At 60.0% G+C, this 15,015-nt stretch carries 16 protein-coding genes; 1 reads left to right on the top strand and 15 read right to left on the bottom strand.

Going from position 1 to position 15,015, the window contains the following annotated elements; translation table 11 throughout:
- Positions 1 to 9 precede the first annotated feature (9 nt).
- From FRZ40_RS15295 to FRZ40_RS15255, 9 genes are all read right to left on the bottom strand, one after another.
- Complete coding sequence (locus tag FRZ40_RS15295; RefSeq protein WP_147234581.1) at positions 10 to 741, bottom strand: glycosyltransferase family 2 protein; 732 nt, start codon at positions 739 to 741, stop codon at positions 10 to 12.
- The gene (locus FRZ40_RS15290; RefSeq protein ID WP_147234580.1) at positions 734 to 2,023 is read right to left on the bottom strand and encodes an O-antigen ligase family protein; all 1,290 of its coding nucleotides are present in this window, start codon (positions 2,021 to 2,023) and stop codon (positions 734 to 736) included. Before FRZ40_RS15290 ends, FRZ40_RS15295 begins: the two co-directional genes overlap by 8 nt.
- Before the next feature lie 2 nt (positions 2,024 to 2,025).
- On the bottom strand, positions 2,026 to 2,916 hold the full coding sequence (locus tag FRZ40_RS15285; RefSeq protein WP_147234579.1) for a glycosyltransferase family 2 protein: 891 nt from the start codon (positions 2,914 to 2,916) through the stop codon (positions 2,026 to 2,028).
- 1 nt (position 2,917) lies between these two features.
- Positions 2,918 to 4,195, bottom strand: a complete 1,278-nt coding sequence (locus FRZ40_RS15280) for a flippase (RefSeq protein ID WP_147234578.1) — start codon at positions 4,193 to 4,195, stop codon at positions 2,918 to 2,920.
- Between the two features lie 2 nt (positions 4,196 to 4,197).
- Complete coding sequence (gene rfbC / locus FRZ40_RS15275) at positions 4,198 to 4,758, bottom strand: dTDP-4-dehydrorhamnose 3,5-epimerase (protein ID WP_147234577.1); 561 nt, start codon at positions 4,756 to 4,758, stop codon at positions 4,198 to 4,200.
- On the bottom strand, positions 4,755 to 5,633 hold the full coding sequence (gene rfbA / locus FRZ40_RS15270; protein WP_147234576.1) for a glucose-1-phosphate thymidylyltransferase RfbA: 879 nt from the start codon (positions 5,631 to 5,633) through the stop codon (positions 4,755 to 4,757). The genes rfbC and rfbA overlap by 4 nt, the downstream gene beginning before the upstream one ends.
- Positions 5,634 to 5,644: 11 nt before the next feature.
- Positions 5,645 to 6,562, bottom strand: coding sequence for a dTDP-4-dehydrorhamnose reductase (rfbD, locus tag FRZ40_RS15265; protein ID WP_147234575.1), 918 nt, complete (start codon positions 6,560 to 6,562; stop codon positions 5,645 to 5,647).
- Entirely contained in the window at positions 6,552 to 7,607 is a 1,056-nt protein-coding gene (rfbB, locus tag FRZ40_RS15260; RefSeq protein WP_147234574.1) for a dTDP-glucose 4,6-dehydratase, read from the bottom strand. Before rfbB ends, rfbD begins: the two co-directional genes overlap by 11 nt.
- 189 nt (positions 7,608 to 7,796) lie before the next feature.
- Complete coding sequence (locus FRZ40_RS15255) at positions 7,797 to 8,699, bottom strand: NAD-dependent epimerase/dehydratase family protein (RefSeq protein WP_147234573.1); 903 nt, start codon at positions 8,697 to 8,699, stop codon at positions 7,797 to 7,799.
- A 356-nt stretch (positions 8,700 to 9,055) separates the two neighbouring features.
- Here FRZ40_RS15255 and FRZ40_RS15250 point away from each other — a divergent pair, with 356 nt between their 5' ends.
- The gene (locus FRZ40_RS15250; protein WP_147234572.1) at positions 9,056 to 9,901 is read left to right on the top strand and encodes a symmetrical bis(5'-nucleosyl)-tetraphosphatase; all 846 of its coding nucleotides are present in this window, start codon (positions 9,056 to 9,058) and stop codon (positions 9,899 to 9,901) included.
- A gap of 38 nt (positions 9,902 to 9,939) precedes the next feature.
- Here the strand turns inward: FRZ40_RS15250 and FRZ40_RS15245 are convergent, their stop codons facing one another.
- From FRZ40_RS15245 to FRZ40_RS15220, 6 genes are all read right to left on the bottom strand, one after another.
- Positions 9,940 to 10,800 carry a lysophospholipid acyltransferase family protein gene (locus tag FRZ40_RS15245; RefSeq protein ID WP_147234571.1) on the bottom strand — a complete coding sequence of 287 codons (861 nt, stop codon included), beginning with the start codon at positions 10,798 to 10,800 and terminating at the stop codon, positions 9,940 to 9,942.
- A 49-nt stretch (positions 10,801 to 10,849) separates the two neighbouring features.
- On the bottom strand, positions 10,850 to 12,127 hold the full coding sequence (locus FRZ40_RS15240; protein ID WP_147234570.1) for a dihydroorotase: 1,278 nt from the start codon (positions 12,125 to 12,127) through the stop codon (positions 10,850 to 10,852).
- A 41-nt stretch (positions 12,128 to 12,168) separates the two neighbouring features.
- Entirely contained in the window at positions 12,169 to 13,209 is a 1,041-nt protein-coding gene (locus tag FRZ40_RS15235; protein ID WP_147234569.1) for an aspartate carbamoyltransferase catalytic subunit, read from the bottom strand.
- Positions 13,210 to 13,277: 68 nt separating this feature from the next.
- Entirely contained in the window at positions 13,278 to 13,790 is a 513-nt protein-coding gene (gene pyrR, locus FRZ40_RS15230; RefSeq protein WP_147234568.1) for a bifunctional pyr operon transcriptional regulator/uracil phosphoribosyltransferase PyrR, read from the bottom strand.
- A complete protein-coding gene (ruvX, locus tag FRZ40_RS15225; protein WP_147234567.1) occupies positions 13,777 to 14,232 on the bottom strand; it encodes a Holliday junction resolvase RuvX in 456 nt (151 codons plus the stop codon). Before ruvX ends, pyrR begins: the two co-directional genes overlap by 14 nt.
- Entirely contained in the window at positions 14,229 to 14,804 is a 576-nt protein-coding gene (locus FRZ40_RS15220) for a YqgE/AlgH family protein (protein WP_147234566.1), read from the bottom strand. The genes ruvX and FRZ40_RS15220 overlap by 4 nt, the downstream gene beginning before the upstream one ends.
- Between the last annotated feature and the right edge of the window lie 211 nt (positions 14,805 to 15,015).

Below are 15,015 nucleotides of genomic sequence, written 5' to 3'. Positions count from 1 at the left end.
CCTTCACTCTCAGTGAATCTTAAATTTGAAGCAAAATACCCTTAACGCGAGCGAGCGGAAAAAATGATATCTCGACTTAAGTACAAGACTCAGCGCCCGACGACTTTTCGTCGTCATGTTGCGATCGTGAATCCTGTGCTTCAATGTTGCGCCCGAGATATTCACCACACGTCCGAATACGCTCGCCATCAACGCGATCCAGATATCATGCGACTCAATATCCTTGGGGATCGGCAGGCAGTAAGTCAGGACATTCCGTTTAAGCAGGAAGGTGCACCCGAAATAGGGCGACTTGCCGGCAAAAATGGCTAGCACCTGCCGCAGCCTGGACCGTTTCACCGGTCCCAGCAAGCGGTATTCGCCAACCTCGACGCCCTCGTCATTGATGAGGTCGAAATTGCTGGCGACCAGTGCCACGCTCGCGTCTCTCTGCATATGTCCGAGCATTTCCTGGACCCGTCCCGGCAGCCAGACGTCGTCTTGGTCCGAAAGAAAAATATAGTCGCCGCGCGACAGTGAAATGGCCTTCTCAAAATTTCTGACGTGGCCTAGATTCTTCTCATTGCGGTGCACATGAATTCGGGAGTCACGATAATCTTCGATGAGCTCCAGTGTCCTGTCACTCGAGCGGTCATCGCATACAATGACTTCATCATCCGGCCCAAGTTGCGCCAGAATCGAATCCAGTTGCTCGCGAATATATTTCTCGCCGTTGTAGGTGGCAATACACACACTAATCATTTTCTGCCTCCCTCATTACGTACGAGAACTCATAAAGAACGAACAGCAGAAAAAAGGTACCGAAAAAACCAAAAATATACGGGTTGTAGAAGCAACTGAACACGAAGGAAAAATACAGCGCATAAAGCGCTGCAACTTCCCGCACCGCGCGCTTATTTCCGGGCGACCTGAACGTATCCAGCACGCCAGCCCATATCGCGCAAGCCGTCAGCAGGCCCACTGTGCCAATCTTCATCAACAATCCCACGATACTCAATTCATACGCGTACGGCGTGTCCTGCGCCCTGATAAACGCAGCATTCGAACCAAAACCGAGACCGAACAACGGGTTATTCTTAAAGGCATCAAATAACGAAGCAAACTGAACTGCACGCACATCATCGTTCACACTGCGCCCCAAGCCGATCAGTTGCAAGGTGGTTGGATCCACCGTAGGTACGAGCAGGAAGCTGCTGACAATCGGCAGCGCGAGTAGCAGAAAGATCGACCAATAGCTCTGCTCCGTGTGTTTGAAAAAAGCGAGGCAAAAAGGATACAGGCCAATAAACGTGACAGCCCCGAGCATGAGGCTTCGGGTATTTGTCGCCCACAGTGCCCCGAGAATCAATAGCGCCATCACATATTCAAGACGGAGCCAGCCTAGCCGCATCTTCGTGGAGCGGATAACAGAAAAATACAATCCCAGCAGCAATAAAAACGACGAGCCGAAATAGATTCGATAAATTCCGTTACCCAGAGAAGGCGTGAAGAATACGAAGCGCGCGTCGTCTCCGGAGCCGACGTCAAATACGTATTGAAACAGGTCCGACAAGACGCTTTGCATCTGCGGATACACCAGCAAAAATACGTACAACACGATGTGCAGAATCGCAAAAGCACACAGAAAAGTTATCATCAGCCGACGCACCCAGATCCAGCCAATGGTGTATCGGGCAAATTCAGTCGACACCAGGAAAATGGCCAATGCCGCCAACGGCGTCGAATCCGTGACGGCATACGCGATGTTTCCGTGGGTAAGCGCGGGAATTAAAACGACCCAGACGAGCAGAAAAATAGCCGCACCACAAAAAAGAGCGGCATCCGTCAATCGGCGGTTCGAATATTCGGCGACAAACACCACGATAGAAATCATGGCAAAAAGCACAAAGAACACCTTACGGGAGCTTATGCCGAGCGCGGGCAGATTCTTCCCTGCTCCCAACAGCAGCAAATCCAGAGTAAATAGCAAGAAAATTGCATACCGGATCTTCTTGTCAAGTAACACTGAGATCATCTCGCTCATGACTATCGATAGGCTCCCATTCGGCCAACCAAGCCATGCGCAAAACCGCGCAGACACCCCCGGACTGATTGGAGCGGTCGCTCATCCGAGATCACGGATGAGAGAAACACGACTACCATCGCCCGCAGCAAGTAGAGGCGCTGAGCCACTGACAAAGATTCGTGAACGAGGTGATAAACGGAATTTCTCATCTGGAAATAGCGTCTGATCCATCCATATTTGTTCAATGAAATGTAGCTCGACTCTTTGATTTCTTCAGAGAGCTCGTGCGGCATGCGGGCTCTCGAAGTTCCCAAGACCACATATCTCTTCCGAACCATTCGCCAACACCAGTTGTTATCGACGAAATCGATAAACAATTCGTCATTAAACCGATTCTCCGCACCCCACACGCTCAGATCCACCATGCAGCCGGACGTGATCAGCTGGGAAACCGGTTCAGTGCCGTCACCACTCCATTTAGAGATTCCAATTTTACCGAAACGGACGAAAGGCGAAATCGTTTCCTTTCCGTCGCGTACGTCGACCAATTGCGGACCAATCGCGACGGCTCGCGCATTTTTCGATTGGTAAGCGACCAGCTCCCGCTCCAGAATCGAAATCATCTCCATAGGCGGGGTACTATCCTGATCGAAGGAAATCAGGAAGCGAAATCCATTCTTCGCGCCATACTCGCAAGCAAAGTTTAGCGGGGTCGCCAAGCCGACATTCTCACCTGGGGATTCGAGCAGAATTTTTTCTGCATCGACGCCGGCCAACTTCGCAACGTCCAGCCCGCCGTTATCGAAAAGGACAATGCACCCGACGCTGTCGCTGATGGCGTCAATCAACCCACGCAGGCGCTCATGGTTGGGTTTGAAACAGATGATGATCGCAATGATGTCACGAGTCATATCAATCATCGCTTCGCAAGAAGACTCGCGCAACCACCATGAGCGCGATCAGATCGATCAACACTCTGATCGACCAGGCCATTGCGGCGCCCGCCACCCCCCAAAGCTTAAGGAGCACCATGAGCACCGGTACATAAATGACCAGTTCCGTCATATGCAGAATAGCGGTCGGCCGGGCATGGCCCGTGGCTTGCACGGCAGCAAACGGCACCTGCGCTATGCCATTGAAGAGCAATCCAATTGCCAGAATCGAAACGGTCACCCAGGCGTGCGACGCAAAACCCTCACCAAGCCACAATCTCAAGCCGAATTTCGAACCCGCGGAAATCGCCAGGCATACCGGCAAGAGCACACGCAACATCAGCTTCAGGCTGTCCGAATAGAGCCGGCGCGCGGTTGGCCGGTCTGTCGTCAGCGTAGCCGTCAACCTTGGAAACAAGGCCGCCGTCAACGCCCCGGGAATCACCAGCACGCGAATGAGTGCCTCGAACGGCACGGTGTAATAGGCAACCACGCCCGCCCCAAGCACGGCTGAAATGACGAAACGGTCGGCCGTCACCATCAGCGGGCTGATGATGTTCGACACAGTCATCCATGCACCGAAGGAAAGCAGGCGCCGCATATTCTCTCTGCTGAACGGAGCCGTCAGCCAACCTTCCGGCAGCCTAAGGTGCACGACCCAGGCATGTGCCAGCAGCACGACTACCCGGGCGAAAATGAGACTGCAGACCATCCAGACCAGCGAATTGCCCAACAGCAGCACACTGAGCGCCGGAAGGCCGAAATTTGCGGCGCCGAGACCTATGCGGAGCATATTCACGGCGCCGAAGTCTTCGTACGCCTCGAGGATGCCACGCAACCCCGTGGTCACCGTGGTCAACGGTATGCCCACAGCTGCGACCAGCAACGACGCCATTGTGCTGGGCTGCAGGGCCGCGCTAATCTTCAGCCAATGCGACGCCATCGGACTCGCAAGGCACGCGAGAATCAGACCACCCAAAACGCCCGTCACTGCGGTGAATCCGAGGCCGGTTTTGACGAGGCTAGGAAGTTGGACATGCGTCCCCGCCGACCGGACCGCCGCGACCTGCTGTGTCAGCGCACGCCCTAGACCAAAGTCAAACAGACTGAAATAGCCGATCAACGCCCAAATGAGCGTCAGCACTCCAAATGGCTCGATCCCCACCCTATGGATGAGAAAAGGGATCGTCACTGCCCCGAGCAATAGAGGCAGTCCCGTACCGGCCAGATTCCATAGTGTATTGCGTTTGAGAGACATCCCTACTCACCGCACGCTTGACTCAGGCTCATGCCGAGCAGGTCTTTGGCGGAGAGTTTGGGTTCTGCAATGCCGTACTGTGCCAAGGGCCAATCGATAGCAACCTCGGCATCGTTCCATGCAATGCACCGTTCATGCTGCGGGGCGTAATAGTCTGTGGTCTTGTACAGGAAATCCGCGGATTCAGTGAGCACCAGGAATCCGTGCGCAAGCCCCGGTGGCACCCAGAGTTGATGATGATTTTCCTCCGTCAGCTCGACCCCCACCCATTTGCCGAACGCAGGCGAGTCCTTGCGGATATCAACAACCACATCAAAAACCGCCCCTCGCACTACACGCACCAGCTTGCCCTGCGGCTGTTCGACCTGATAATGCAGCCCGCGAAGCACGCCCTTGCCGCTTCGACTGTGATTGTCCTGAACAAAAGTCAGGTCGACGCCGGTTGCTTCATCAAACGCTTTCTGATTGAAGCTTTCAAAGAAAAACCCCCGCGCGTCGCCGAACACTTTGGGTTCGATGATCAACACATCGGGAATCTCCGTACGAGTAACATTCAAGCTCATTTGACCGCTTCCGAAATAATTTGCCACAGGTATTTGCCATATCCGCTCTTCGACAACGGCGTGGCCAGCTTCGCCACCTGCTCGGCGCTGATCCACTTGCTGCGATAAGCGATCTCCTCCGGACACGCCACCATCAAGCCCTGTCGGTTCTGCAGCGTGGCAATGAAGCTCGCCGCTTCCAGCAACGACTCGTGCGTGCCGGTATCCAGCCAGGCATAGCCGCGGCCCATGATTTCGACCTCGAGCTGCGCCATTTCCAGATAGCGGTTGTTGACATCGGTGATCTCGAGTTCGCCGCGGGCGGACGGCTTGATCTCGGCAGCAATATCGCAGACCTGACGATCGTAGAAGTAGAGCCCGGTGACCGCGTAATGCGAACGCGGCTTCAGCGGCTTTTCTTCGAGTGAGAGCGCGCGAAAGTTTTCGTCGAATTCCACCACGCCATAACGCTCGGGGTCTTGCACGCGATAGGCGAATACAGTAGCGCCTGCGTCCTTAACGGCCGCACGCTCGAGTTGCCTCACCAGATCGTGACCGTGGAAGACGTTGTCGCCAAGGATCAACGTGGACGGATCGTTGCCGATAAAGTCACGACCGATGATGAACGCTTGCGCCAATCCGTCCGGCGAGGGCTGCACCGCATACTGAAGGTTGATGCCCCAGTCACTGCCGTCGCCGAGCATGCTGGTGAAACGGGGTGTGTCCTCTGGCGTGGAGATGATCAGGATGTCGCGAATTCCTGCCAACATCAGTGTGGACAGCGGATAGTAGATCATCGGCTTGTCGTACACGGGCAGCAACTGCTTGGACACCGAACGGGTGATCGGATATAGCCGCGTGCCGGAACCGCCGGCAAGGATAATACCTTTGCGCATGGTTTGAATGATCAGGAAAAGATCTGCTCGAGCAGGAAGTGAATGCCCTGCTGCCAGTCCGGAAGATGAACGTCAAAAGTCTCGCGCAGCTTGCCAGTATTCAGGCGCGAGTTCGCCGGACGCGGCGCGGGGAGCGGATAGGCGGTCGACGGAATTGCTTCGATGCGTGCCGGGTCCACCTTCAGTTCGATTCCGCTTGCCGCCGCGCTGCGCAGCACCTCGGTAGCATAGCCGTGCCACGTCGTTTCGCCGGCAGCGGCAAGATGGTAAACGCCAGCGGGAAAAGCGTCGCGCCGACCATGCAGCCAGTGGCGCGAGACAATCTGTGCCGTCACATCGGCAATCAGGGCGGCCGTAGTCGGCGCCCCGAACTGGTCGGCAATCACGCGCAGGTGGTCGCGCTCACGGCCCAGCTTGAGCATGGTCTTGGCAAAGTTACCGCCATGGGCACCAGCGACCCAGCAGGTACGCAACACGAGGGCCGTCGCCCCGGAAGCTGCGATGGCCTGCTCGCCGGCCAGCTTGCTCTTGCCGTAGACGGACTGCGGGTTCACCGCGTCGGATTCGACATACGCACGGTCCTTGCGGCCATCAAATACGTAGTCGGTCGAATAGTGCACCAGCAGGCTGCCTACCGCTTTGGCTTCCTCGGCAAGCACACCGGGCGCTGTGCCGTTGATGGCGTATGCGAGGCTAGCCTCGGTCTCGGCCTTGTCGACGGCGGTATAAGCGGCGGGGTTGACGATGACGTCCGGACCCAATTCGCGTACGACGCGGCGCAACTCATCCGGCCGCGACAGATCACATCCCGCACGATCCAGAGCAATCACCCGGCCCAGCGGCGCCAGGCTGCGGCGCAGCTCGAAGCCGACCTGGCCGTTGCTTCCGGTGACAAGCAACGTGGGTATGCGCCTCACCTTAGGCTTCATATTGCTTCGCCACCCAGTTGCGGTATTCACCCGACATCACATTCTGCACCCAGTCCTGGTTGTCCAGATACCACTGCACCGTCTTGCGCAGACCCGTCTCAAAGGTTTCAGCCGGTTTCCAGCCGAGATCCCGCTCGAGCTTACGGGCATCGATGGCGTAGCGCCGGTCGTGACCGGGACGGTCCTTGACGAAAGTAATCTGGTCGCGGTACGACCCCGATGCCTTCGGACGCAAATCATCGAGCAGACCGCACAAGGTGTGCACTACGTCGAGATTGGTCTTTTCGTTCCACCCACCCACGTTGTACGTTTCGCCCAGCGTGCCGCGCGCCAGCACCTCACGAATCGCCACGCAGTGGTCGCCGACGTACAGCCAGTCGCGCACGTTGAGACCGTCGCCATATACAGGCAGCGGCTTGCCCGCGAGCGCGTTGGCGATCATCAGCGGGATGAGCTTTTCGGGGAACTGGTAAGGGCCGTAGTTGTTCGAGCAGTTGGTCGTCAACACGGGCAGACCGTATGTGTGGTGATAGGCACGCACGAGATGGTCGGAGCCCGCCTTGGTGGCCGAATACGGGCTGTTCGGCGCGTAAGGCGTCGTTTCGGAAAATTGCGGATCAGTCGCCGACAGCGAACCGAACACTTCATCCGTTGATACGTGCAGGAAGCGGAATGCCGCTTTGTCTGCGTCGTTTAGCGTGTTCCAGTACGATCTGGCGGCTTCGAGCAACGTGAAGGTACCCACCACGTTGGTCTGCACGAAGTCCGCCGGTCCGTGGATCGAGCGGTCGACATGGCTTTCGGCAGCAAAGTGCAGCACCGCACGCGGCTTGTGTTCCGCGAAGAGTCTGTCCACCGTGGCACGGTCGCAGATGTCGGCGCGCACGAAGACATGACGAGGGTTGTCCTGTTGCGATCTCAACGTGCCAAGGTTGCCGGCGTACGTGAGCTTGTCCAGGTTCAGGACGGGCTCATCCGAAGCATTCAACCATTCAAGCACGAAATTGGCACCGATAAAGCCGGCACCGCCCGTTACCAGGATCATGGGATTCCTTCTTGAGATTTTCTTGGCCGAGTGGACCGCGTGCCGGGGCGGCAGCGACTTGGCAATTGTTGCCTGACCGGTCGGAACCGCCGGCAAAGCTGACCGGGCGTCACACGGGTACGTAACCGCCCATTATAAAGGTGTCGATGAGAAACACCAGCGCACTAACAAACTGAGACGGTTTGTAAATCAGGCGAGAGAAAGCATCCAGTCGATGGTGTCTTCAATGCCGATGGCCGGCATGTCGGGGACAACGCGATTCAGCCTTTTCGCCGAACCAACGAGCACCTTGACTTCATTTTGACGGACGAAAGCGGGATTTATGCGCACTTCCAGATCGTGGCCGGACGCCTCGCGCACGATATCGATGATGTCGGTGAGGGTCCGCGGACTACCGCTGCAAACATTGAGCGTTTCGCCCGCGACAGGGGCTTCCAGCAGCGCCCGATACGCCCGCGACACCATCCGCACGTCAGAAAAATCGCGCGCAACGTTGATATTTCCCAGCTCGATAAACGGTCGACGCCGCACAAAATGGGAAACGATTTTCGGAACCAGGAAACGCTCGGACTGCCCGCGCCCTGTGTAGTTGAAAGGCCGTGTGACAACGATCGGCAGTCGGTCGAACCACGTCCGCACCAGATGCTCCATCGCCAGTTTGCTCGCGGCGTAGTGATTCACAGGCGCAGCCGGCGCATCTTCGTCGACGACGCCTTCCGCGTTGCCGTAGATGTTCGCGCTGCTCGCAATCAGGATCTTGCGCGGCTCGTGCCCGACGTCGACGCACGCCTGCAGCAGGTTCGTCGTGCCGATCACGTTGACGTTGTACATTTCCAACGGATCGTCGTGCGCGACGAAGCTGATCGCCGCCAGATGCACAATGAATTCAGGCTTCAGCTCGCCGATCAGGCGGCGGCAATCCGGCAGCGACGTGATGTCGAGCGCGCGCTCGCCGGCCTGCGGATCGCTCGCCGTCGTGCCGATGACCTCATAGCCCTCGTCGGCGAGTTCTTCGCGCACGTAGGCACCAGTGAAACCGCTCGCTCCCGTGACGAGAACGCGGTGAATGACTGGTTGAGACGGATGCCGCAAATCCCTTCCTCCCTGATCTGAGTGCGTGTCGCGCTGGCAGCGGCTGATTATATCGGACGAATGAATCGGCCCCGTTCATTCGCCGAGGTCGTGAAAGCGTAGTTTGGCCGCCAGAAAATCGTCCAAAAATCCGAAAAAAATCAAAATAATTCAGGGCTTGCACTGCAACTCCGGGCGACACGGCGCGGCGACGCCAGCAACCTGCCGCCGATCCCGGACGGACTGGGGAACGCGCGCTATCATATCGCGTTGTGCAATGCAGCTTGCCTGCAGCAGCTTCGACCCCAATTCCGGGCGAATCGCGGCGCAGCCACACACGCCCGCCGCCACGCCCTTCGGACCACCACCTCTTGCCGATGACCGTTTCCACCAGCTCCCCTCCTCTCGCTTTCGGCGATCTGCAGGGCTGCCGCACCCAGTTCCAGCAACTTCTCGCGAAGGCCGCGCCGCCCTCCGACGCCCCCCTCTGGTTCGCGGGCGACCTCATCAACCGTGGCGGCGAGTCCCTTGCGACGTTGCGCGACATCATCGCGCTGGGAAATCGCGCGGTGCCCGTGCTGGGCAATCACGATCTGCATCTGCTGTCGGTGTCAGCGGGAATCAGAAAGTCCAAGAAAGGCGACACGATCGACGAGATCCTCGCCGCACCCGATGCCGATGACCTGCTTCACTGGATCCGCCATCGTCCGCTCGTTCATTACGAGGACGGCATGCTGCTTGTGCATGCGGGCGTGCTGCCGCAGTGGGACGTCGATCTGACGCTGGAACTCGCCGACGAACTCCAACGCGCGTTGCGTGCGCCGACCTGGAAAGAGACGCTCGCGGGCCTCTACGGCAACGAGCCGAATCGCTGGACGCCGGGTCTCAAGGGCATCGACCGGCTGCGCCTGACATGCACCGCGCTCACGCGGATGCGCTTTTGCAATGGCGATGGCGTGATGGACTTCTCGTCGAGCGGCGGCGTCAATTCCGCGCCGTCGGGTTTCATGCCGTGGTTCGATGTGCCGGGGCGCAAAACCAAAGACATTACCGTCGTCTTCGGACATTGGGCCGCGCTCGGCCTGACGGTCCGCGACAATCTGATCGGACTCGATTCGGGCTGCGTGTGGGGCGAGCAGTTGTCGGCCGTCCGGCTGGCGCAGTCGCCCGCCGAACGCACGGTCACACAGGTGGAATGCGAAGGCTGCCGCGCCGTCGCATGAACGCGAAGAATCAAGGCTGACTGACGCGCTATGCGGCGCTATGCGTGGCGCGTCATGTCGACGTCCGGATCGGCCAGCGGCTCTTGCGGATTTTTCGCTGCTGCTGCGGCATCGATGAACTGCTGATGAGTCCGGTCCGCGATCTGGCCGGAACGGCGCGCCTCGGGGTCCTGCAGCGCGGCGAGCGCCGCGCCCACGGAAGCCTCCGCCTCGGCCGCCAGCATACGCCGATCGGCGCCAGGCGCAAGCGGCGCGCCGACATACACATGCGCCGTCAGCGGACCGGCACGCAACAGCGCATCGAGCGACTCGCCAAGCGACAAATCGCCGATATAGGCCGGCGCCGTCGACTGGCGGCCCTGCGCATCCTCGTACATCATGCACACGGGCTGCACCGGCCGCGATGCCGACACCGCCGCCTGAAACATGTTCGCGTGAAACGGCAACAGCTGAACGCCGTCGGACGTCGTGCCTTCGGGAAAGACGCACATCAGTTCGCCCGCGTTCAGCCGATTGGCGAGCTCATGCATGATGCGTTTCGCGTCACTACGCTTCTCACGCTGAATGAACACGGTACCGAGGTGCTGCGCGAGCCAACCGACCACCGGCCATTTACGGATTTCGGCTTTCGACACGAACGGCGTCGGACGCCACGCGTTGATCACGTAAATATCGATCCACGAAACGTGGTTCGCCACGACCAGCACGCCTTCGTCGAGCCGCGTGCCGTCGTTATGCACGACGAGGCGCATGCCGCACAACTGCAGCATGCGCAGCGACCACGCACGGTTCAGCTCCAGACGCTGCTGCGCGCTGGCGCGCGGAAAGCGCGTCCAGACGACCCACATACCGTGAAGCAGATGCACAACCAGTCGAATCTTGCGAAACGCGAGCTTCATGTGCGTGTCTTCCGCTTATCTTTCCATTCTCTGCCGATGTACAACGCGCTCAGCGTTGCTCGAACGCCACCTGGCCCGATACGACCGTCGCGCGCACGCGGGCCGGCAGCTCGTAGCCGAGGAACGGCGAGTTATGCCCCTGGCTTTTCAGCGCGCGTGGCTCGACGCGCCAATGAGCGTCGCGGTCAAACATGCACAGGTCGGCCGTCCCGCCGGCCTCGATACGGCCAGCAGGCAGCTTCAACACGCCAGCGGGCGCGGCCGTAATGCGGTTCAGCGCCTTCGCGAGCGACACGCCCGCTTCGTCGGCCCACTTGAGCGTCAGCGACAGCAGCAACTCCAGACCCGTCGCGCCCGGCGTCGCCTCGGCGAACGGCAACAGCTTCTCGTCGTCGTCGACGGGCGTATGGTCCGAGCAGATCGCGTCGATCGTGCCGTCCAGCAGACCCGCGCGAATTGCCTCGCGGTCGCGCTGGGAACGCAGCGGCGGATCGAGCCGGAACTGCGCATCGAAATAGCCGATATCGATATCGATCAGATGCACATGGTTGATCGTGACGTCGCAGGTCACGGGCAGGCCTTCCGCTTTCGCCGCGCGCATGAGCTCGACGCCCGCCGCCGACGACACATGCGACAGATGCACACGCGCGCCCGTCACACGCACGAGTTCGAAGATCGTATGCAGCGCGATCGTTTCCGCCGACACCGGCACACCCGACAGACCGAGACGCGACGCGAGCGGACCGCTCGCCGCGACGCCGCCCTTCGCGAGATAAGCATCCTGCGGACGCAGCCAAACCGTATAGCCGTAGGTGTTCGCGTATTGCAGCGCGCGCAGCAGGACCTGCGTATCGACGATCGGCGTATCGGCCTGCGAGAAACCGACGCAGCCCGACTCCGTCAGCTCGACCATCTCGGTGATCACCTGCCCTTTCAGGCCGACCGTCAGCGCACCGAGCGGATACACGTGCGCACGATTCAGATTGCGCGCACGGAACTTGAGCATTTCGACGAGACCGGGCTCGTCGAGCACCGGATCGGTGTCGGGCGGACACACGAGGCTCGTCACGCCGCCCGCGAGCGCCGCCGCCATTTCCGATTCGAGCGTCGCCTTGTGCTCGAAGCCAGGTTCGCGCAGCCGCGCCGACAGATCGACGAAGCCCGGCGCCACGTACAGACCCTTTGCGTCGATGGTGCGCGCCGCGTTGAAATCGGCGGGCGCGTTGCCGAGCGCGACGATCTTGCCCGCCGCGATGAACACGTCCTGTTGCTGCTCGGTGCCCGCGACCGGATCGATCAGCGTGCCACCTTCGATATGAATCTTCATGCGCTGCCTTGTTTGCCTGCTGTCTGGGACGGATGAGCGGATCAGTCGTTGTTGCCCGCGACGATGCCCATCACCGCCATGCGCACCGCGATGCCGAACGTCACCTGATTCAGAATCACCGATTGAGGACCGTCCGCCACCTGCGAATCGATCTCGACGCCGCGGTTCATCGGTCCCGGATGCATCACGATCGCATCGGGCTTCGCGAGCGCGAGACGCTCCGGCGTCAGCCCCCAGCTCTTGAAGTACTCCTGCGCCGACGGAAGCAACGCGCCGCTCATCCGCTCGTTCTGCAGACGCAGCATGATGATTACGTCGACGTCCCTCAGCCCTTCGTCGAGGTTGTGGAACACGCGCACGCCCATCTGTTCGAGACCGCTGGGCAGCAGCGTGCGCGGACCGATCGCGCGCACTTCGGGCACGCCGAGCGTGGTGAGCGCGTGAATGTCGGAGCGTGCGACGCGCGAATGCAGAATGTCGCCGACGATCGCCACGCGCAGATTCGTGAAATCGCGCTTGTAATGGCGGATCGTGTACATGTCGAGCAGACCCTGCGTCGGGTGCGCGTGACGGCCGTCGCCGGCGTTGATCACGTGCACGTGCGGCGCGCAGTGCTCGGCGATCAGATACGGCGCGCCGCTCGACGCGTGACGCACGACGAACATATCGGCATGCATCGCGGACAGATTGTTGATCGTGTCGAGCAGCGACTCGCCCTTGCTCGTCGACGATGCGTTGATGTTCAGGTTGATCACGTCCGCCGACAGCCGCTTCGCGGCGATTTCGAACGTGGTGCGCGTGCGCGTCGAGTTTTCGAAGAACAGGTTGAACACCGATTTGCCGCGCAGCAGCGGCACCTTCTTCACCTCGCGGTCCGTCACGCTGACGAACTGTTCGGCCGTGTCGAGAATGTGTGTGACGATCGCGCGCGGCAGGCCTTCGATGGTCAGCAGATGCTTCAGCTCGCCGTTCTTCGTGAGCTGCGGATTGCCCTTCAGGAAACCGTAACGAAAACGGTCCGCTGACGCGGCATCGCCGTTCGAATCGGTGGAACCTTGGGAAACCGGGTTGGGCGTGTTCATGACGTTCCTGAATCAGACTGGGGACTGCGTGTGCTGCCCGTATTACTTTCGATGCCGACGCGCCACGCTCAATCCGCACGCGGTTCGGTGTGAAACGTGAAGCGCTCGCCGTCGCGCGACAGAACGAGCGTCGCATCGGCCGGCACGTCGATCGTGCCACCCACGAAGCGCGCCGCCACCGGCAGTTCGCGTCCGCCGCGATCGGCCAGCACTGCGAGTTCGACCGATGCGGGACGTCCGTAGTCGTACAGTTCGTTGAGTGCGGCGCGCACGGTGCGGCCTGTGTACAGCACGTCGTCGACGAGCACGATGCGGCGGCCTTCGACTTCGAACGGTAATGAAGTGGGACTGGCCTGCGTGTGCAAGCCCTTTTTCGCGTAGTCGTCGCGATGCAGCGCGACGTTGACGACGCCGAAAGTCGGCACGTTCAGATCTTTCGCGAGGCGCTCGGCGAGCCACGCGCCGCCGCTATAAATGCCGGCGAGCACGGCGCCGTCGGCGCCACCCAGCGCGCCGCCGTATGCGTCGCGAACCTGTTCGAGCACGGCGCGATAGAGCGCCTCGGCGTCAATGGAACTCATGATCGTCGCTGGGTCCATCCAGACTTAATCCGTCCAGATATTGCTGAAGAATGATGCTCGCGGCTTCGGCGTCGAGCATGCCCGCCTGCCGCGCTCCGCTGCGGATGCCCGCCTCGGCTTCGACCGACGTATAACGTTCGTCGACCCAGGACACGGGCAGATTGAAGCGTCCGTTCAGCTGGTTGCCGAAGCGTTTGGCGAGTTGGGTTCTTTCGTGCGGCGTACCGTCGGGATGCATGGGCAGGCCGACGACGAGCATGTCGGGCTTCCATTCGTCGATCAGCTTGCCGACGGCTTCGAAGCGATATTCGCGATTGCGGTTCTGCACAACGACAAGCGGCCGCGCGCTGCGGGTGAGCGAATTGCCGACGGCCACACCGATACGCTTTTCGCCGTAGTCGAACGCAAGCAGCGTCGCTTCACGTCCGGCCATACCGGTCATGCGTGCCCTGCTTCGCCGGAGAGCATCGAAGACGAGATGCCGAGCAGCGCGAGCGCCGCTTCGAAGCGGTCTTCGGCGGGAACATCGAAGACGATTTTCGGGTCGGCCTGAACTGTGAGCCAGCCGTTCTTCGAGATCTCGTCTTCCAGCTGGCCCGCGCCCCAGCCGGCGTGACCGAGCGTCAGCAGAAAGCGCTCGGGGCCCTTGCCGCTCGCGACGGCTTCGAGCACATCTTTCGACGTGGTCATTTCAAGCCCGCCGGGCACCTGCATCGACGACGTGTAGCTGCTTTCCGATGCGTCATGTAGCACGAAGCCGCGCTCGGTTTGCACCGGGCCGCCGAAGTACACGGGGACATGCAGCAGAGGCTCGATCTCGAGCTTGAGATCGATGCGATTGAAGAGCGCCTGAAGGTCGATATCCGTCGGCCGGTTGATGACGAGGCCGAGCGCGCCGCGCTCGCTGTGATCGCAAAGGTAGACCACCGTTCCTGAAAACGTAGGGTCCGCCATGTTCGGCATGGCGATCAGGAACTGGTTGGTCAGATTGATGCGATCGTTACTCTTGGGCATAGGTCGAAGTTTAGCAAAGACGATGCGCGACTGCGGGCCCGCGCCTTTCGCCGGAATCGTGCGCGAGGCGCGTCGCCCCCCGTGCTGGCAGGCAGTTTGCAATGGCGCCGCACGGAAAATCGCAGTCCATGAAACTGCACTCTATCATGCGCTTCCACCTTGCCGGGAGCGACGCGCGTGCGCTATCGCGCGGCAAATGGCATAGGCGCGG

It is taken from the genome of Paraburkholderia azotifigens (assembly GCF_007995085.1).
Lineage (GTDB): Bacteria > Pseudomonadota > Gammaproteobacteria > Burkholderiales > Burkholderiaceae > Paraburkholderia > Paraburkholderia azotifigens.
Note: the sequence above shows the minus strand (reverse complement) of the source record. Positions and strands in the feature narration are given on the sequence as shown.